Source organism: Rhodococcus wratislaviensis (assembly GCF_041228765.1).
Lineage (GTDB): Bacteria > Actinomycetota > Actinomycetes > Mycobacteriales > Mycobacteriaceae > Rhodococcus_F > Rhodococcus_F wratislaviensis.
The window spans coordinates 5,416,230-5,434,185 of the sequence record NZ_CP150488.1; the positions used below are offsets into that span (position 1 = coordinate 5,416,230).

Annotated in this window: 17 protein-coding genes; 11 read left to right on the top strand and 6 right to left on the bottom strand. The window is 64.9% G+C overall.

Annotated features, from left to right (window positions below; all coding sequences use genetic code 11):
- Nucleotides 1-10 precede the first annotated feature (10 nt).
- Nucleotides 11-703 carry a thioesterase II family protein gene (locus tag WKC72_RS24960; protein WP_112302359.1) on the top strand — a complete coding sequence of 231 codons (693 nt, stop codon included), beginning with the start codon at nt 11-13 and terminating at the stop codon, nt 701-703.
- Here the strand turns inward: WKC72_RS24960 and WKC72_RS24965 are convergent.
- The 6 genes from WKC72_RS24965 to WKC72_RS24990 are packed head-to-tail and all read right to left on the bottom strand — an operon-like array spanning nt 641 to nt 7,579.
- On the bottom strand, nt 641-1,861 hold the full coding sequence (locus WKC72_RS24965) for a saccharopine dehydrogenase family protein (protein ID WP_128638704.1): 1,221 nt from the start codon (nt 1,859-1,861) through the stop codon (nt 641-643). The two genes, WKC72_RS24960 and WKC72_RS24965, sit on opposite strands and share 63 nt — an antisense overlap.
- Nucleotides 1,858-3,333: a class I tRNA ligase family protein gene (locus WKC72_RS24970; RefSeq protein ID WP_370179920.1), complete on the bottom strand. Its 1,476-nt coding sequence runs from the start codon at nt 3,331-3,333 to the stop codon at nt 1,858-1,860. The genes WKC72_RS24965 and WKC72_RS24970 overlap by 4 nt, the downstream gene beginning before the upstream one ends.
- Nucleotides 3,330-4,673 carry a lysine N(6)-hydroxylase/L-ornithine N(5)-oxygenase family protein gene (locus WKC72_RS24975; protein ID WP_128638705.1) on the bottom strand — a complete coding sequence of 448 codons (1,344 nt, stop codon included), beginning with the start codon at nt 4,671-4,673 and terminating at the stop codon, nt 3,330-3,332. The genes WKC72_RS24970 and WKC72_RS24975 overlap by 4 nt, the downstream gene beginning before the upstream one ends.
- On the bottom strand, nt 4,657-5,730 hold the full coding sequence (locus tag WKC72_RS24980; RefSeq protein ID WP_174233909.1) for a MupA/Atu3671 family FMN-dependent luciferase-like monooxygenase: 1,074 nt from the start codon (nt 5,728-5,730) through the stop codon (nt 4,657-4,659). The genes WKC72_RS24975 and WKC72_RS24980 overlap by 17 nt, the downstream gene beginning before the upstream one ends.
- A 23-nt stretch (nt 5,731-5,753) precedes the next feature.
- Complete coding sequence (locus tag WKC72_RS24985) at nt 5,754-6,122, bottom strand: cupin domain-containing protein (RefSeq protein WP_037239283.1); 369 nt, start codon at nt 6,120-6,122, stop codon at nt 5,754-5,756.
- Entirely contained in the window at nt 6,119-7,579 is a 1,461-nt protein-coding gene (locus WKC72_RS24990) for a KamA family radical SAM protein (protein ID WP_370179923.1), read from the bottom strand. The genes WKC72_RS24985 and WKC72_RS24990 overlap by 4 nt, the downstream gene beginning before the upstream one ends.
- A gap of 369 nt (nt 7,580-7,948) precedes the next feature.
- On the opposite strand from WKC72_RS24990, the gene WKC72_RS24995 reads away from it, so the two are divergent.
- The 10 genes from WKC72_RS24995 to WKC72_RS25040 all read left to right on the top strand — a co-directional run bounded on the left by WKC72_RS24995 (nt 7,949) and on the right by WKC72_RS25040 (nt 17,911).
- Complete coding sequence (locus WKC72_RS24995; RefSeq protein ID WP_037239285.1) at nt 7,949-8,479, top strand: phosphopantetheine-binding protein; 531 nt, start codon at nt 7,949-7,951, stop codon at nt 8,477-8,479.
- A 289-nt stretch (nt 8,480-8,768) separates the two neighbouring features.
- Entirely contained in the window at nt 8,769-9,878 is a 1,110-nt protein-coding gene (locus WKC72_RS25000) for an AMP-binding protein (RefSeq protein ID WP_245973279.1), read from the top strand.
- An 83-nt stretch (nt 9,879-9,961) separates the two neighbouring features.
- Nucleotides 9,962-11,131 carry an MFS transporter gene (locus WKC72_RS25005; RefSeq protein ID WP_370179927.1) on the top strand — a complete coding sequence of 390 codons (1,170 nt, stop codon included), beginning with the start codon at nt 9,962-9,964 and terminating at the stop codon, nt 11,129-11,131.
- Between the two features lie 41 nt (nt 11,132-11,172).
- Nucleotides 11,173-12,405 (top strand): ATP-grasp domain-containing protein, encoded by a 1,233-nt coding sequence (locus WKC72_RS25010; RefSeq protein WP_370179929.1) that lies wholly within the window; start codon nt 11,173-11,175, stop codon nt 12,403-12,405.
- A gap of 253 nt (nt 12,406-12,658) precedes the next feature.
- A complete protein-coding gene (locus WKC72_RS25015; protein WP_370179931.1) occupies nt 12,659-12,832 on the top strand; it encodes a hypothetical protein in 174 nt (57 codons plus the stop codon).
- Between the two features lie 93 nt (nt 12,833-12,925).
- On the top strand, nt 12,926-13,129 hold the full coding sequence (locus tag WKC72_RS25020) for a hypothetical protein (RefSeq protein WP_255221689.1): 204 nt from the start codon (nt 12,926-12,928) through the stop codon (nt 13,127-13,129).
- A 131-nt stretch (nt 13,130-13,260) separates the two neighbouring features.
- The gene (locus WKC72_RS25025) at nt 13,261-13,722 is read left to right on the top strand and encodes a ubiquinol-cytochrome c reductase iron-sulfur subunit (RefSeq protein WP_052033557.1); all 462 of its coding nucleotides are present in this window, start codon (nt 13,261-13,263) and stop codon (nt 13,720-13,722) included.
- Between the two features lie 1,105 nt (nt 13,723-14,827).
- Nucleotides 14,828-16,075, top strand: coding sequence for a DEAD/DEAH box helicase (locus WKC72_RS25030; protein ID WP_370179934.1), 1,248 nt, complete (start codon nt 14,828-14,830; stop codon nt 16,073-16,075).
- A 283-nt stretch (nt 16,076-16,358) separates the two neighbouring features.
- Entirely contained in the window at nt 16,359-17,264 is a 906-nt protein-coding gene (mmsB, locus tag WKC72_RS25035) for a 3-hydroxyisobutyrate dehydrogenase (RefSeq protein WP_037239299.1), read from the top strand.
- Between the two features lie 77 nt (nt 17,265-17,341).
- The gene (locus WKC72_RS25040; protein ID WP_037239301.1) at nt 17,342-17,911 is read left to right on the top strand and encodes an adenylate kinase; all 570 of its coding nucleotides are present in this window, start codon (nt 17,342-17,344) and stop codon (nt 17,909-17,911) included.
- Nucleotides 17,912-17,956 lie beyond the last annotated feature (45 nt).

A 17,956-nucleotide genomic window follows, 5' to 3' on the forward strand; every position in this document is an offset into this window, starting at 1 on the left:
CGGAGTGTGCATGGCAGTGGTGGTGTGCGTGCCGCCGTCCGGTGCCGGCCGGTCGTTCTTTCGCCGGTGGCCCCGCGCTGTGGACGGGGCGCGCGTGGTGCCGTTGTCGCGGCCGGGTCATGAGGAGCGCATGAACGAACCGCTTGCGACGTCGCTCACCGCGGCCGCGGCGGACGTGGCAGGCAGGGTTCTCGCCCTCGAGCAACCCCAGGTTGTCCTTTTCGGTCACAGCATCGGGGCTACGGTGGCGTTCGAGGCCGCCCGTCTGCTCGCCGATGACGCGGTGGACGTCGAGCTGGTGGTGTCCGCGCGGCAGGGTCCGCAGTGCGCTGGAATTGCAGGAGAACTCACCCACCAGACCGATGCCGAATTGCTGGCCACGGTACAGTCGTGGGGCGCGCACGCACTCGACCAGTCCGTTCAGGACATGCTGATTCCGTTGCTGCGCGCCGATTTCGAGCTGAGCGCAAGCTACTCGTGGGATGGTGTCCGGGTGTCCGCGCCGGTGACAGCGCTGAGCTACATCGACGATGTGGTGGTCGACGCCGCCGCAGTCCGACAGTGGTCGGCGGCCACCTCGGCCTCTCATACCCACCTCACGCTGCCGGGCGGCCACTTCGCGGCAAGCGATCCGACGGATTCACTCATCGCGGTCCTCCGTGCCGCCGTGTCCCGGCTGCGATCGGGTCAGCCACGCGTCTGAGTGTTCTGTCACCGATATCCCCGTCGCTAGGAATCGCTCGAGAAGTGCATCCGCCTTCCCGTCGACCAGAACTTCGTGGGCGTAGTGAACACCTGCTCCCAGGCCGCATACTGCCCGAATCGCAGCGGCGTGCACCGCCCCGGTCAGTCGTCCCATACCGGTGACGCCGGTGACGGCGTCGGTCTCGGCGATAGTCACGGTCGACCTGTTCGAGGGCGTTCCGCCCGAAGTTCCGCTCGACTGGACGGCCAGCACGGTGACGTCGGTGTCCCCGAGCTGAGGGGAAATGTGCGGAGCGAGTATGGCGTCGAGCAGCGCGCGGGGACGGACCGGGCCGTCGATGGTCTGGACCGGCAGCTCCCCTAGCAGGCCAATCTCGGCGAGTAGCCGGACACGATCGGCATAGCCCCGCCACCGCAGCGTTTTGGCCGTGTAATCGGCCAGCGAGCCGAGCACGGCATCGGCGCCGACGTAGGGCGACAGACCGTCGTGGAACGCTTCCAGCGAGCCGAGGCCGGGGACGTCGACCATTTCGACCCCACTGAATCGTTCGACCTGACGGAGCACGCCGCCGCGAAACTGGTAGGTCGGTCGCGCGTCGATCGTCATGCGCGTGCCGTACCAGGACACGTGATGCATCGGCGGTCGCGGTGCCCGTGGGACCCCGCCACAGTATGAGTGCACGGTTCCGCCCACATCGAGGTCACGTGCCAATCGCCGCGCGAGGATTTCGGTCAAACCGGGCTCGAGACCGGCGCCGACAACGATGGAAGCACCGGATACCGATGCGCGACCAGACAGTTCTGTTCGGGGATCTGCTGGTGGGCGACCGATACCCACCAGCCGAAGTCCGTGCTCCAGCGTGAGATCGAGCGCCGGTGCGGCATCGACCCACGACAGGGCGGTGGCCAACACCGTTTGCTCCGCGAGTAGTTGCTGGGTGGGATGGTGTGCCGCGTCGCCGTGGTGCGCTTCGACCGCAACGCCGGCCGATGCCGGTAGGGCCGCTGCGAGCGCACGCAGCCGTCTCGCGTCGCGGTCGACCAGAGTCAGCTGCAACGGCTCCCCCTGGCGGGGCCAGGAAAGCACCAGCTCGCGGGCAGCGGCGGCGCCCATCGGACCACAGCCGATCAGCGCGCACCTGACGGGATCGCTCATCCTCGTCCTCCACTCGTGCGCTGTGCGGCACCATCGAAGCGCGTTCGCGGCACCGCGAAGGCGCTGGCCAACCGGGCCGCGGTGTCCGGGACAAGCACTGCCCCATTGACCAGGACCTTCAGGACCGCGTCCCGAAACCTGTCACCGTGGGATGCCCCGGCCAACCCGGTCAGGGTGAGCACCGCCCGAGCCGCGTTCTGGCAGGACAGGCTCTCGGGCCGCAGCGCATCGGCAAGTTCGGAGGCCGCGTGCGCGAGCTCGATGCAGGGATCTCTGGAAGAGTCCTCATCACCGGGTGGAACCTCGCCGGTATCCGCCCACGCTCGCAGCCGACGTACCGCGGAGACCTCTGCCGACTCCTCGAATGCCGATCGGGTGAAGTTGGTCGGCGAACGCTCGGGCCGGTTCGCAGCGAGGTACAGGCGGGCCGCATCGGCTCCCGCCACTCCGACAAGTTCTGCGACGCCGACGATGTGGCGGCGGGACGTGGAGAATTTGGCCCCGTCGAGCATGTAGAAGTAGGTCAAGTGCATGACGTCCGGAAAGGGAGCGTGCGTTTCGGTCAGCCCGCGCAGCACTGCGGGGAAAAGGAATACTCGCTCGAACGCGTTGTCGACACCGAACACCATGGTGGTCCTGGTGCGTGCGGGTTCGTAAGCACTACCAGCGCGGTGTCGCGCAGTCATGACGACATAGCGGGGTGCCAACTCGAATGCCGGATAGATGGTCTGACCTGGCAACTCCTCGTCCAAGGCCGGGATGCCCGGTCCGCCGAGTACCGTGACGGCAACGGACGGCAGCGCCTCCGACAGCACGGACTCCGCGTATTCGCGGACCGGGTCGCCGAGTGTGATGCTGCCCAGGTATTGCTCGAACCAGGCACGCTGTGGTTCCAGCTCGAGGAACGCACGGCGCAGGGGCCGAAGTTCTGTCGGCTCGTGGCACACGGTGCACACGGCGTCGAGCAGTTCGGCGTCGTCGTGGTACAGACCGCACTGTTCACAGTCGATGCCGTACGCGTCAGACGACCGGCAACGCGGGCACCGACCGGCAACGAGTCCCTGGAAGCGCCACGCTCGGCATGGCGAGCAGTAGTGTGCGACGGAATCCCGCACCACGATCATGCCGAGCTCGCGCAGCGTCGACCATGCGCGCCGGGTCATCTGCTCGATCGACGGCATGTCCTCGTGTCGAAGCATCACGTCGTACCCGATATCGGCTGCGGCGAAGGACTCCTCGATCTGGGCGGCGAACTCGCTCGCGACAGCAAGGACATCGCGACCCTGCCGGCGGGCGGCCAACAGCACATGCGTTTGCTGCCAGGCGGTGCCGAGCAGGACAGCGGCGTCTTCACCCCGGGCGATGGCAGCACGCCGTAGTGCGTCCGCACCGATGTACGGTCCAGCGATGTGCCCGATGTGCAGGTCCCCGTTCGGCGTGGGATTGCTCGGCACGATGAGGTGCTGGGTCATGGTCGGCTACTTTCCGTCAGCAGGTCGACGCCGGAATCCACCGGCGGGTGGGTGGCAGCACGATCCGCGACGTCCCACGAACACGTCGAGCTACGCAGGTCGGGATACAACGGGGTCTCGGTGATCGTGTTCAATACAGTGGCCGCACGCCACGAGGCGAGGCTGAGATTGGGATCCGCGATGCCGTGACTGAGCTTTCCGGCGTTGAGGAAGAACATCTTGTTTCCGGCTGGGCCCGCCCATGAAACCGAGTAGTCCGCTGCAAGCTGTGGCAGGCCGCAATTGGTACGCGCGATACGACCCCCGAGGGGGTGGAGGAACTCGGGAAGGGGGAAATGGTACCCGGTGGCGAGGACCACGATATCGGCACCGACCGAATCGATTTCGCCGGTATCGATGTGCGTCAGGCTCATCCGCCAGCCCCTGCCACCCGGCCCACGGCAGAGTCCGGTCACTTCACGGCCAGGCAGCAGGGTGGTCCGAATGCGATCCGAATCGACGAAATCGTTGTGATACAGCCTGCGGTAGATCGATTCCAGCAGCCCCTTCGAAATGCCGTCGCTGGCGAGCTGCTGGGCATCGAGCAACTGGCTACGACGGCTCTGCGATAGGCCGTGGAAATACCGAACATAGTCCGGGTGGAACCACTCGTTGGTGAACGGCGACTCGTCGAGCGGCTGGAACCCGATCCGCCTGCTCGCCCAGGTGAGCGAGCCGACGGCATCCCGGCCAGAGAGCTGCAGAAGGTGTTCCACCACCTCGGCGCCGCTCTGCCCACCACCGACTACCACGACGTCGCGGCCAGCGAGCGAATCGGTGTGGTAGCCGAAGTCAGATGAGTGGAACACATCCTCACCGAGCTTGCCTGTGGCGACCTCCGGCACGTACGGCCGCGGGCCGACCCCGATCGACAGGTGTTGTGCCGCATACGCACCTCGGGTGGATTCCACCCTGAACGCCTGCCCGTCGAATGTTACTTCCTCGACCGCACACCCGAACTGCACCTCATCCAACTGGTCGCTGACCCAGCGCAGATAGCTCTCGTATTCTCGGCGAGCGATCAGCGGGGTATGCAAACTGGCGAAGCGGTGGAGCCGACCCGTGCGCGCGAGGAAGTTCAGGAAGGTGTAGCGACTCGTCGGATCGACCAAGGTTACGAGGTCCTTCAGGTGCGAAACCTGCAGCACCGCGGCGGACAGCATCAGACCGGGGTACCAACGTTGTGTCGGTTGCCGGTCCAAGAACTTGCACCGCAGCCGACCGATCGGCGCGGAAAGCGCTGCGACGCTCAGATTGGACGGACCTGCACCGATACCAACCAGATCAAGGTGTTCCAACATTGACTGCTCCCTCGACTTCGGGACGGGCAAGCGGTGCGAGACGATTCAGGCTGTCCAGTACGAACTGCCTCGAAGGACCGAAGTCGATCAGGCAGGCGACCTCGTCCACTCCGGCGGCGGCGACCGCCTCGAGCATTGCCAGGCACTTGGGCACGGCGCCGAGCAAGCTGGCGTCGTCGAAGAAGCGGCGCGTGCGTTCGTCGAGCAATTCCTCCACAACCGCCTCGGACAACGCGGGCAACGCAAGTCGTCTGCCGCCGCTCACCCGGCCACCACCAGCCGACGCACGCAGCTCCAGCTCCAGCGCCGATCGCAGGTACGACCGCAACGGTGCGCGAGCTGCCGTCCACGCCTGCGCGTCGTCGGCCGTTGCCAGCGTATGCAGCATCAGGGTGACCCGGCCGGAGCCGGGGTCGTGACCGGCCGTCGCTCGCGCGTCACGGTAAAGTTTGATCTTGCCGGCCAGCTCGCCCAGGTCCTGGCCCAGCAGGTGCGTCAGCAGATTGGTTCCCAATCGTCCTGCCGCAATGAACGTGTCGGGATTTCCCGAGGCGGTCAACCACAGTGGCAGCTCACTGGAAAGTGGTGGCGGCTGGATAGCCACCTCGACCGTCCGGCCCGAGCCGTTACGCCGGGCGACCCGCCGTCCGGCCCACAGCGCGCGAAGCTCTGCTATGGAGGCCCGTGAATCGGCCACCCTGGTCTCGTACCGGTCGGGCGCCAACACGAAGTCGTTCGTATTCCATCCGGAACCGATCGACAGCCCGACGCGGCCACCACCGGACAGATTGTCCACCACCGACCATTCCTCGGCGATCCTTATCGGATCATGCAACGGCGCAACGACACTCCCGGCGCGCAGGTGACACCGCGTCGTTGTGCCCGCAAGTGCGGCGGCCAGAACGGACGGGTTCGGGAACAGCCCGCCGAAGACGTCGAAATGACGTTCGGGCAACCAGATCGCCTCGTAGCCGAGACGGTCGGCGGCCGCAGCGGCGTCGTGAACCAAGCGGTAGCGGTCGGTGCGGTCCGCCGGCACCGAACCGGCGAAGAACATCACGCTCAAGCTTGGCCTGGCGTTCACGGACGCCACCAGATCGACACGATCTCGACCGGAATGTCGCCGTCGTTGTGCAGTTGGTGGCGTCGATAGCTCTCGTAGTACAACGTGTCGCCGGCCCGCACCCTCGACCGGACGCCGTCCAGGGTCAGAATCCCCGACCCGGACTGCACAAGCCAGATCTCCCGCACCTCATGGTGATCCTCGACGGTGGTGACGCCCGCGGGCACACGAATGTGTGCCAGCGTGAATGGCGCCACGGAGGCCTCGATCTTCGGCAGATCGAAGATTCCGAGTTTCGCGCCCGAAGGCCTGTTCTCGAATGCCAGCTCCGGCAGTCTTCCGTTGACACTGTGGACGATGCCCTGGGTGACCGAGTCTGTGGTCATCGACTAACTCCTTCAATGGGTTCGGGTCGGGTGCGATCGCGAGATGATTCCCACGGCCATGACGGGGACAGAGCAGGGGTCAATTGGTCGATCCAGACGGCGCTCTCGCTGTGTCCGGCGAAGAACAGCGTGCCGGCCAGCGCTTCATCACGTGCCTGCAACAGACGCAGTACGAACAACCGCTCGCCGTTCACGACCGTCTCGCCATCTATGGCGATCTTGCCGGGGGTCGCTGACATGACCGGGCCACGTGCAGTGCGAGCCAGACCGGAAACAGCACGCTGCGCCTGCTGGAAAATGGTCAGCGCATGGGCTAGCGGAACCTCGAAGAACGCGCTCGCGCCGGTGTCGCGCTCGACGAAGGTGTAGTAGGGCTGGATGCCGAGCCGCACCATGTGCCGCCACATCGTTGCCCACGCGTGCGGTGAGTCGTTCACGTGGCGAATAATCGGCGCCTGCGCTCGGACTATGGCCCCCGCTGAACGCAGCCTTGCTACGGCGGCCGCTGCCGCCTCGCTTTCGAGCTCGCGTGGGTGCGAGACGTGCAGCATGATCGCGACGCTCTTTCCCGCGGTAGCGCACGCCTCGATCAGCCGCAGCAGCTCGTCGGCATCAGGTCCGGACGTGACGCGGTACGGCCACTGCACCAAAGCCTTGGTGCCGAGGCGGATGTTCGTCACATGCTCCAGATCAGGCGCTAACAACGGCGTGACCCACCGGGCCAGCACCGGAGTCGACATGATCAGCGGATCGCCGCCGGTGAGCAGCACGTCGGTGACCTCCCGGTGGCCACGGAGGTAATCGGTCATCTGACCGGGACCCGGTGCTGCGAACTTCAGGTCCGCATCACCGACGAATTGCGCCCAACGAAAGCAGTACGCGCAGTACGAGTGACACGTCTGACCCTGGGATGGAAATACCAGAAGCGTTTGTCGGTATTTGTGCTGGAGCCCAGGAACCGGCTCGTCGTCGAGCAGCGGCACGTTGTACTCACGCTGGCCGGACGGATGTGGGTTGAGGTCTTGGCGGCCTTTCCGCGCGATTGCTTCCAGCTGCTTTCGATCAACGCCGTTCAAGAGCGCGTCCGACACCAAATCGTATATACGCGCAGGCACCATCTCTCGGACCGGAAAGGTCATCCGAAAGATAGGGTCGTCGGGAGCTGACGACCAATCGATCAACTCATCGAGAACATAGTTGTTGACTTTGAAAGGCAATAGGTTTGCGACGACCCGCATTTCGTGCCGGTCCTGCTCCGTGAACTTTTCAAGCTGCGGAAGGTCGGCAAGCTGCACGCCGCGGAAGGTTCGCATTGGGTTCTTCATGTAGCTTGCCCCGATCCAATCGTCGCGCCCGCTGGAAACACCACCGACAAAGATCGCCCGACTGAGCTCGAACCCAGTTTCGGCAGAGACACACTCCGCGAGTTCGATGGTGGTCAGGTCGTTCGTCCTCATCTCGAGACCGACTCCTCGGCGGCCTGGGAAAAATCATGGGTGGCTCTCCACGCCACCGATAGACACCCTTGGGTGCAAAGTGACCCATCCACGGGCCGTCCGATCGGCGCGGAACCTACTCGCCCAACTACGGCCGATAGATGCGTCACCGGGGTACCGAGCGCAATTCCCGAACGCGACTGACGTGCAAGGTGCGCGACGCCAAGCCACATCTGCCGGGCAAGGGGTCCGATACTCCACACCAAGGGTGGATTTACTCCAAGCGTGTCCGGCGCCCATGATGTGTCTGTCCATTTGGGGGTGATCTCTCCTAAATGATTGTCTCATTGAGCAATTCGTCCTGGGCGTTCCGCTGGAAGGGATTTACTTATGGATGCCGTTTCAATCGCAGCTTTGTGGAGTCGGCTACTCGACGGGGCTTCTGTCCGGCCCGATGACGACTTCTTCTTCGACCTCGACGGGAACTCGTTGCTCGCCGCCTCGATCGTTTCGGAACTTTCGGTGTCCACGGGATTACCGGTCGAACTCAGAGATCTTTATCTGGCCCCAACTCCGCGTGAGTTCGCCAGCTATCTCGACCATCTGAATCGACGTCTCGGCGAATACCGCACAACTTTGGCCGCTGCCTTCGACCTCGGCGTCGTCGCAGACGCCTTGGCTGAACTCGGTGCCTCGGCGGCGGACGCCCTGCTGCCCGCCGAGGTGACGCTCGCTTACGGCGATGGCGACGGATCCCGGGTTGCGCTGTTGCGTCAGGCCCGCGGAAACGGCGCCTGCACACGCCTTCCTATGCAGGGCGGCGACGTGCTGATACGACGGGGAGGGACGGTGCTGCGGTTTGATTGCGACTCTGATACTGCCGGTGTGCGGATCCTCGTCACCGACCATCCCACCGGGTAGAGCGATGCGCTCACCAGCCACTTACGCCGCCGGCTCGATCGACGTCCCACTGCGTCGGCTGATCGAGTCCGGATTGTGCGGGACCGACCCGATGCACCGTGCAGTCGTGCAAGGCGATGCCGTCCTGACCTATGGTGAGTTGCTCACGAAATCGCGGGAACTCGCCGCGAAACTCACCTCTGGCACGGGCCCAGTTCTGATCAGAAAACCACGGGGCGTGGAGTCTCTCACCGAGATGGTGGGATGCATTCTGGCCGAACGCCCGTTCCTACCAGTTCCTCCAGATTCCATGAGCGATCCGGCCACCCTCCCCGACACGCCGGAAGGCTGCGGATACCTGCTGACCACCTCGGGCACGTCGGGTGAACCGAAAGTCGTCGTCGGCTCGCGTAGTGGGCTGGCTCGCTACCTACAATGGCAGCAGGCAGAACTGGCCCTCGCCCCGAGCGATGTGGTATCCAACACTGCGGATCCGTGGTTCGACTTCTCGTTCAAGGAGACACTTGGCGCTCTGGTCGCCGGCGCGACGATCGCAGTGACACCAGCTGCCGCGCTCACCGGCGGGACGACGTTGCTGACGTGGCTCGCCGAGCATCAGCCCACAATGGTGTGCCTCCTTCCATCGATGCTTGCCCGGTTGGTTACGGCGATGGACCGAGCCGACCCGACAACGGTCCGCTCGGCGACCGAGCGCCTACGGCGACTCCTGGTGTCCGGCGAACCTTTTCCGCAGCCACTGCTGAGGCGTTGGCGAACACACGCCCCTTACCCGGTCGTCATCAACCTGTATGGACCCACCGAGTCCACCGTGATCAAACTTCGCCACGTGCTGCCGGCGGGCGCCGAGGTGCACACTGCAATCGTGCCCGTCGGCACACCGATACCTGGTACCGCGGTCGAACTCGTGCCGGTCGATGACCTCGACGATGCCCAGGAGCTTTGTATAGTCAGTGAGGACCTCGCGCTGGGTTACCTCACACCCGTCACGGGGTCGACCCGATTCGAGCGTGATGCGGCGGGCCGGCGTCGACTGCGCACCGGAGATCTCGCCTCGCTCGCGCCCGACGGCAGCGTCGTTGTGGAAGGCCGACTGGACCACGTCGTCAAGCGCCGCGGCGTCAAGGTCTCGTTGCCGGCCATCGAGGCAGCGGCGGTCGCAGTCCCGGCCGTCGACGCCGCAGCCGCGGTGGTGCAGCAGGGCGGTCGGATCGTGTTGTACTGCGGTGTATCCGCAGGTGCGGACGCGCTGTCACTTCGCGCTATTCGGATGGCGCTGCTCGACACGCTCGCCCCAGCCCAGTTGCCGGACAAGATCCTCCTAGTCACGCGACTCCCGTTGGACAGGCGGGCCAAGGTCGATCGTGCGGCACTTCGCAACGGCACAACGGGAAACTCATGAGCGTTCCCGACGTCGCAAGTGAGCCGACAACGCCGGCACGTTCGCAGCCGAGAAGCATGCAGCGCCTGGTCGGAGGCGCTGCCGTGGACTCATTCGGCACCGGAATCAGCGCGGCTGCCACGATCCTCTACTTCGTCACGATCGTCGGTTTCACCGCCAACTCGGTCGTCGCCGCAATGTCGGCCGGCGCGGTCTTCGGTGTCCTCAGTCCCATCCTCGTGGGACGACTGGCGGACCGATTCGGGCTGATCAGGATTTACTGCACTGCCCTCGCGTTGCGCGGAGTCGGATTCGTCGCCTATGCCCTGGCCACCCAGTACGTCACCTTCCTGTTGTTGACGCTTCCGTTGATGGCATTGGAGGCGGCGACGCCGCCCCTCCAACAGTCGCTGGTAGCGCAGTTGTTCGCCGGTGATGCCCGAATCCGGGTGATGTCCTCGATCAGGGCCGCGCGCAACGTCGCACTCGGCGCCGGAACTCTCGTCGCGGGCGCCGCATTGACGACGCACTCGCAGCCACTGGTGGCGGGCCTCCTCGCGATAAACGGGACCTCGTTTCTCATACTTGCGTGGGTCGTGTACTCGCTTCGCCGCAGTGCAACACCACCGGCCCAACAGGAGGAGAAGAATTGCGGAACCTCGAGACCGGCATTGCGCAACCCGGCGTTTCTCAGCCTGGCCGGGCTCAACGGTCTGTTGCTTCTACACGACTCCGTCTTGTTTGTCCTGCTGCCACTGTGGATGGTGTTGCGGCTGGGGGCCTCGCCACTGTGGGTCTCACTGATGCTCGCGTTGAACACCGGGCTCACGGTGGTGATGCAACTGGGGTTCGGCCGTATTCGGCGGTTGACGACCGCGACGAACTCGACATTGTTCGTCGCCGCCGGTGCCCTCGTCGCCGCCTGTCTCTGCTGTCTCACCGCCGAACGAATCACCGGATCAACGGCAATTGCCCTCTGCGCGGGGGCAGTTGCGTTACTCACTCTGGGTGAGAACCTCCATAGCATCGCGGCGTGGCAGGTATCTTTCGAATTGGCTCCGGATGGCCGCCGTAGCGAGTACCTCAGCGCATTCAACAGCGGATCCGGCCTCCAGCGGATCGTCGGGCCGGTGCTCATGACCGGTGTGGTACTCGCGCTGCCCACAACCGGTTGGCTTGTTCTCGCCATCGTCTTTGCCGCGGCCACCGTTGGCTTCACGACGATATCAACTGCCTCTCGGGGCAATGACATTCACCTAACGGCTTCGAAATGAGGCGAACGATGTCCGATCACGTGCTTGTCGTCGGTGGAGGCATGACCATGCCGGGGTTGTTGCGGTCCTTGGGCACCGATGTGCGGACGTCGGTCGTCTGCCAGCTCGCCATCGTGCCGAAACTGCGTGAGCAACATTTGCATCAGCGCATATTGGGTCTGCGGGCGGAGACTAGCGACCAGGAGTGGCTGGCGATTGCGTCAGCGGTCCATCGCCTCGACCCCTTCACCAAGATCGCGTCGTTCGCCGAACGGGATCAGGATCGGGCAGCCGTGATCGCAGAGGAACTCGGCCTTCCTATGCACACCAGGCAAACCATTCACTGGGTGCACCACAAGCCAAGCATGCGGGAGCGGCTGTCCGCGCTCGGCATAGACGACACACCCCACGCCATCGTCCGGTCCGTCACCGAGCTGCGCGAGTTTACACGGATCCACGGATTCCCTTGCATCGCCAAGCCCGCCGTCGGCGCAGGGAGCATAGGAATCCGCCGGATCGAAACCGAGGCCGATCTGGCGACCGCCTTCGATGCAGCCGGCGTCACCGGCGAGTGGACCAGCGGAGGTGTGCTGGTCGAACGGCTACACATCGGGTCGCAAGTCAGCGTGGAGGCATTTTCCGAGGGAGGCGTTCACGAAATCGTCTGCGTCACCCAGAAGTACTCCGACCCGTTTGCCCACGTCGAGGTAGGCCACGTGCTGCCAGCCCAGGTGAGCGCCGACCAACTGGCAGCGATCGGCGCCTACGTCCGCTCGGTGCTGTCGGCTTTGGAGATCGGCTTCGGCCCGACCCACACCGAGTTGGTGCTGACCGAGGGCGGGCCTCGGATCATCGAGACACACACCCGGCTCGCCGGCGATTGCATCCCCCAGCTGGTCCAGGACGCTCTTGCGGTGAACCTGACCGAGTACACCGTCCGCCAGGCCCTCGGCGAACGGAACCTCCTCAACGGGCTCCGCGCCGAGCTCGCCCACGCGGCGACGCGACCACCCATGTACGAGGCAATCTGGTTCGCGTCAAGCGAGATGGACTGCACGCTCGAGTCGATAAGCGGCCTCGAGTCGGCTCGACTCGGCGAGGGTGTGCGCGAAGTGGAGCTGTACCGCGCTGCTGGTGCCAGGTTGGAGCCACTGCGCACTTCTGATTCACGGTTCGGACATGCTCGTGCATATGCAGACGACCCGCGAGTAGCGGTTTCGCGAGCCCGAGGGGCTCTGGACGCGACCGAGATCCGGGTGCTCCTCCCTCCCCTGCGCTCAACGTCGCCGATTTGACTGGGAACGGTTGGGTGAGAGCGCGGATGTGGCGCGACTCGTGGTGGTCGCGCTACTCATAAAGACCTCGTCGAGGTGCCACTTATCGCCCGGTCGTCCCCGGTGTGGCCGCAGCCGGCTCGCTCGGTCCTGCCCGAACTTCGCGCACCAGCGCCGGATCGTCCCGTAGGACAACACGACACCGCGTTCGATCGCCCGTGCACAAGGCTGTTCGCGACTGCGGCTGGTCACGCCGATCGACAACCTCGACTCGATGCAGTTCTACCAGCGGCGCGGCTTCCGCCTGTCGACTGTTCGATGCGGCGCAGTGGACGAGACGAGACGGACCCTGAAGCCGGACATCCCCGATGGGGGCTACTACAAGGTCCCGATTCGGGATGAAATCGAGTTCGAGTTAGAGTTCGAGCGCGACCTCGAGCCCGCGTAGGCGAGCCCGCCCACTCCCCCGCGCTCGATCGAGCCCGAGCGCCTGAGTAACGAGAACAACCACCTGATCGTTCGCGACGCTTCAGGTGCAGCAGTGGAGTCGGTTCCACCGGCGATCGCCGTCGACGGCTTCGCGCACCCGGTCGCCGCACAGATCAACGGCCGCACCACAACCCTGACCACCGATATGAGCCCGGCCGCCGCAACCCCGGTCACCCTGCCGTTGCGGCAGGTCGACCTGTCGGCCGCAACCACCGGAGTCAAGGACAACATCACCCTCACTGCGGGCGCAGGGTGAACGGTTCTCAACCATCCGCCGAGTCGGGCACAGCCTGCCCGGTGTGGCGCGTGTGAACCAGTCGTCCCCGTCTCTCGTTATAACTAATGAGAGTCCATCGACATCAGCCCCAGATAAGGGAGCGACCTGACATGCCGTCCGACGACCATAACCAGCAGCAGAGCCTGCGGAGCGATCAACTAGCGCTTCCCCGCCGAACAGTTCTCGTCGGTATCGGCGCTGCGGCAGCCGCCTTGGCCGCCGGCAGCGCGCTGTTCCGTAGAACCCACGCCTCGGCTGCGCCCGGCGCCAGCGCCAGGCCAGCCGCGAAGCCCGCGAGTGCAACCGTGCCGACCGGCGACGTTCCCGTCGGTGGCGGCACGGTGCTCGGCGATGTTGTCGTCACACAGCCCACCGGTGGTGACTTCCGCGGGTTCTCGTCGACATGCACGCACGCGGGATGCACCGTCTCCGACGTCTCCGGCGGCACCATCAATTGCCCGTGCCATGGCAGCAAGTTCAATCTCGACGGGTCTGTGCACACCGGTCCGGCGTTCGCTCCGCTCGTCCCACGAAGCGTCTCCGTTCAGGGTGACTCGGTCGTGGTCGGCTGAGGTATGTGACAGCGCCGTCGGTGGCCACGCTGATGCGGGCGCCACCGACTCGTCGTGCGACAGAAAGACGACAGCGTGGACCGTCAATACTGTCGCAACGGAGGAGCTGCCATGAGCGTGGCGCTACGCCCGGCCCCATAGCGAGTTCCTACATTCTTATTGGACCGCCCTGGCCACGGGTCCCTCCCGCCCAGACGGTGTCACCCCTGCCTCGATGAGGCAGACGGATGAAGTCGTCGAAACAGATCACTCACGCATGACGCAGTCCAGATAACCCCGCTGTGCCGCTCCCCCGGTCATTCGCCTCACAGGAGTCGCGATGGACCCTAAGGCCTCCGAGTCAACTCAGCTTCCAACGCCTCGATGCCTTCGACAACCCCACGTCATGAAATCCGCCAGACTTCGTGGCTGCGGCGCAATCCAATGCCGCAAACCAATATAGAGTCGACAGCACTGGAACCGTTGGCCGAACCTGAGGTTGTGGAAACTATCGACGTAGATACTCGACCTGCCGTTGCGTCGGCCCCCGCGCCCGCTGCGACAGCCCGCGTTTCCTCGACGCAAGCCGCCGCGACGGTCGCCGCCACACCGACCGCAGTCGACATCGTCGATCCCGGCGATTCGCCCCGGGATTAGCCGACGATCATGGCCGCACGGAAGACCACCCGGCGACGCTCCAGTCCCAGACGCGCCAGCGCCGCGCCGCTGATACCCACCCCGGGGCACGGGGAGCAGATCTGGATCCTCGATGTCCCTTATCGGGCATCCGCGCCCGGTGCCAAGTACTACAAGGCACTCAAAGCGTATGCCTACATCGGCGCTCGATTGCCTGACGAACTCGCCGTCTACGCGTCGAAGCCGTACTCATACGCTCGCTGGGTCGAAGAGGACTTCAACGGCGTGCGGCAACCGGGCGCTACTGGTTTCCACAAGATACCGCGGCCAGAACAGGTGGACGCCGCGGAGGCGATCGCAATGGCCTTTCACCACGGCAAGCGCGGATTTCTGTTGGCCGACGAGCCCGGTGTAGGCAAGACCGGCAGCGCAATCATCGGCGCGAAAGCTGCGCTGAAATTGGGGGGGCGGCGACACCGTACTCATCACCGTGGACCGGCCAGCCCAGATCACCATCGCCGCGTGGCGCGACGCCCTCGCTGCGTTCGGCGACGGTGGGTATCGGTGGCTGATCATCTCTCCGGACCAGCTGAAGAAGTTGCTCGGACGCAACGGCCAACCGAAGTACTCCTTTTCCCTCATCATCAATGACGAGGCACAGCAATTCAGGCACCTCACGGCCCAGCGCACCCAGTACCAGCGGCGCATTAACCGCCTCTCCGCGCCGCCAGAGAAGGCGCCGTTCGTGATAACCGTGACGGCGACGCCGGGGCATCACCCAGGCGAATACACCTACTTGTCTTCGCTTTTCGCGCAGCTGCACGATGACCCGCCGGGCGAGTGGGCCGATCTTGGTCAGAAGCTGGTCGAGCATGGACTTCCCCTGGCTCCCGGGTGGGACAAGGGGAAATGGGACTGGAACGACCAAGCAAAAGGTTCTCAGCGGCTGCAGCATCAGGCCGTCACCCGCGTCCGGAAGTGGATGACCGACTGCGACCCGCCCGTCATGGTGCATCGCGACGCGCCCTGGGGGCCGCCACCTGTCGACGGCCTGCCACTCGACTTCACCGCCACACAATGGGCTGCGTACCACCAGGACTGGAGTGAGTTCCGGAGCGCGATGAGGATCGCCCGCCAAGGGAACGACACCGCCCGCGGCCGTGCCGCTCTGATGCGGTTTCGGCAGAAGGCCGGCATGCTGCGAGCCCCGCAGACCGCCGAGTTGGTAGCCGCACACGTCGAACGCGGCTACCAGGTACTCGTCGCCGTCGAATTGGTCACCACGGCCGCCGACCCGGTAGCCAGCCTCTTGGAGGAGCACGGCATTGGCGTCTCGCGCATCTTCGGCGGGGGCGATCTCGAGACGGAGCGCATGAGATTTCAGCGCGGCCACAACCCGGTCGTGGTGTTCAACACCGCATCTGCGATCAATCTGCAGGCGTCCGAGTTGATGGTCGACGGTTCCCGCGCCTCATCGGCACGTCGCATCGGGTTCTTCCACCAGCCTCGCTACTCCGGAATTGCCGCACACCAAACGATGGGTCGTGCGCATCGCGACGGGCAGGTTTGCTCATGGTCACTCCTGTTCGCCGCCGGAACGGTGGAAGAGCAGGCGGCTCGGATCATGATCAATCGGCTCATGGTGACATCAGCCAGTGTCGATGGTGATCTCGGGGCGTTCGGGAAGCTCGCGCGACTGTTCGACGCAGACTGGCTTCCCGAAAGCATGTTCGAGTAGGAATGATGCCTGGACCAGCCAGCTCCCAGGTGGGCATTTCTCCGGCGGTATATCGGGAACAGTTCACACCGTGTTACCTGCGGCGATGCAAGTTTGCACATCCCGGTTGCAGGTTCGGTGATTCCCCCGCCTTCCCTCCCCCGGCACACTTGTGTTCGGCCCCGCCAGAAAGCCAACGAACAGTTTTCGGGGTCATCCATGAGCTCGTACGAGTTGATGTCACCTGCTGGGCACACCCTCGGTCTCCGCGTGACACTCGGCTATCACACCGCTAGGAGTACAGATGAGCAAGATCGCTTTCCTCGGGCTCGGGAACATGGGCCTGGGTATGGCCACGAATCTGGTGTCCAACGGCCACACGGTCATCGGATTCGATCCCTCCCCTGCGGCAGCGGAGATGGCAACATCACGCGGAATCGGCTCTGCTGCATCTGCTGTCGAGGCAGCAGAAGGTGCCGAGGTGATCATCACGATGCTGCCCAGCGGTAAGCACGTGCTCGACGTCTATGCCGACCTGGTTCCGGCCGCCCAGCGCGGAACCCTCTTCCTCGACTGCTCGACAATCGATGTCGCCGATGCGCGGGCAGCCGCTGAACTGGCTGTCGGCGCCGGGCATCGGGCGGTGGACGCCCCGGTGTCCGGAGGCACGGTCGCCGCGGACGGCGGGACCCTCACGTTCATGGTCGGCGGCCCGGCCGACGCGGTGGACCAGGCCAGCTCACTTCTCGACGCCATGGGAGCCCGCATCGTCCGATGCGGCGACTCCGGAGCAGGTCAGGCTGCGAAAATCTGCAACAACATGATCCTGGGGATCTCCATGATCGCCGTCAGCGAAGCCTTCGCGCTGGGCGCGCAGCTGGGTCTGACCGACCAGGCCCTGTTCGACGTCTCGTCGACCGCGTCCGGTCAGTGCTGGGCGTTGACCACGAACTGCCCGGTTCCCGGACCGGTTCCGACCAGCCCCGCCAACCGCGACTACGCCGGCGGATTCGCGAGCGCGTTGATGCTCAAGGACCTTCGACTCGCGCAGGCCGCCGCGGCGGACAACGATGTCGACACAGTGCTCGGACGACGCGCCACCGAACTCTACGAACAGTTCGTCGCCCAGGACGGCCCGGGCCGCGACTTCTCGGCGATCGTAACGGCGATCCGTGCCGGCGCATTCGACGCGCAGGCACAACAGTCGTAGCCCCTCCCACGTAGACCTCACCCCGTGATGCTGCGGCGCCGGGCGTGAGACGCTGCTCGATGTGAAAGGAATTCGTTGTGCGCATCATTCTGACAGGGCCGCCGGGGGCGGGTAAAGGCACACAGGCGCAGTCGCTTTCGACGGCGCTCCAGCTCCCCCACATCTCGACCGGCGATCTGTTCCGTAGCCACATCACACAGGGCACGGAACTGGGACGGACGGCGAAATCGTTCCTCGACGCCGGCGAACTGGTCCCGGACGAGGTCACCATCGGTATGGTCGCGGAGCGTCTCGCAGCCGACGACACGGCCACAGGATTCATTCTGGACGGCTTCCCCCGCACCGTGACTCAGGCAATCGCCCTCGATGAGCTCCTCGGCGGGCAGCTGAGCCAGATCGACGCCGTCCTCGACTTTTCGATCGCGGACGATGCGGTCGTCGAACGGATGCTGGCCCGCGGCCGCGCCGACGACACCGAGGACGTCATTCGTCGACGTCTGCGGGTCTATCACGAAGAAACCCGACCGCTGCTCGACTACTACTCGCCACTGCTTCTGTCGGTCGATGCAGAAGGTGAGGTCGACGACGTCTACGCCCACGCGATCGGCGCGCTGTCCGAACGCGGAAGCGTCGCTCCGTCCACCTAGCACTGTTCCCTGCACCCCAGCAGAGCCATCCGTACATCAAGGAGA

Excerpts from the sequence above, each read along its gene's own strand:
- WKC72_RS24960 (WP_112302359.1), top strand. The coding sequence starts at position 11 with ATGGCAGTGGTGGTGTGCGTGCCGCCGTCCGGTGCCGGCCGGTCGTTC.
- WKC72_RS24965 (WP_128638704.1), bottom strand. The coding sequence starts at position 1,861 with ATGAGCGATCCCGTCAGGTGCGCGCTGATCGGCTGTGGTCCGATGGGC.
- WKC72_RS24970 (WP_370179920.1), bottom strand. The coding sequence starts at position 3,333 with ATGACCCAGCACCTCATCGTGCCGAGCAATCCCACGCCGAACGGGGAC.
- WKC72_RS24975 (WP_128638705.1), bottom strand. The coding sequence starts at position 4,673 with ATGTTGGAACACCTTGATCTGGTTGGTATCGGTGCAGGTCCGTCCAAT.
- WKC72_RS24980 (WP_174233909.1), bottom strand. The coding sequence starts at position 5,730 with ATGTTCTTCGCCGGTTCGGTGCCGGCGGACCGCACCGACCGCTACCGC.
- WKC72_RS24985 (WP_037239283.1), bottom strand. The coding sequence starts at position 6,122 with ATGACCACAGACTCGGTCACCCAGGGCATCGTCCACAGTGTCAACGGA.
- WKC72_RS24990 (WP_370179923.1), bottom strand. The coding sequence starts at position 7,579 with ATGAGGACGAACGACCTGACCACCATCGAACTCGCGGAGTGTGTCTCT.
- WKC72_RS24995 (WP_037239285.1), top strand. The coding sequence starts at position 7,949 with ATGGATGCCGTTTCAATCGCAGCTTTGTGGAGTCGGCTACTCGACGGG.
- WKC72_RS25000 (WP_245973279.1), top strand. The coding sequence starts at position 8,769 with ATGAGCGATCCGGCCACCCTCCCCGACACGCCGGAAGGCTGCGGATAC.
- WKC72_RS25010 (WP_370179929.1), top strand. The coding sequence starts at position 11,173 with ATGACCATGCCGGGGTTGTTGCGGTCCTTGGGCACCGATGTGCGGACG.
- WKC72_RS25015 (WP_370179931.1), top strand. The coding sequence starts at position 12,659 with ATGCAGTTCTACCAGCGGCGCGGCTTCCGCCTGTCGACTGTTCGATGC.
- WKC72_RS25025 (WP_052033557.1), top strand. The coding sequence starts at position 13,261 with ATGCCGTCCGACGACCATAACCAGCAGCAGAGCCTGCGGAGCGATCAA.
- mmsB (WP_037239299.1), top strand. The coding sequence starts at position 16,359 with ATGAGCAAGATCGCTTTCCTCGGGCTCGGGAACATGGGCCTGGGTATG.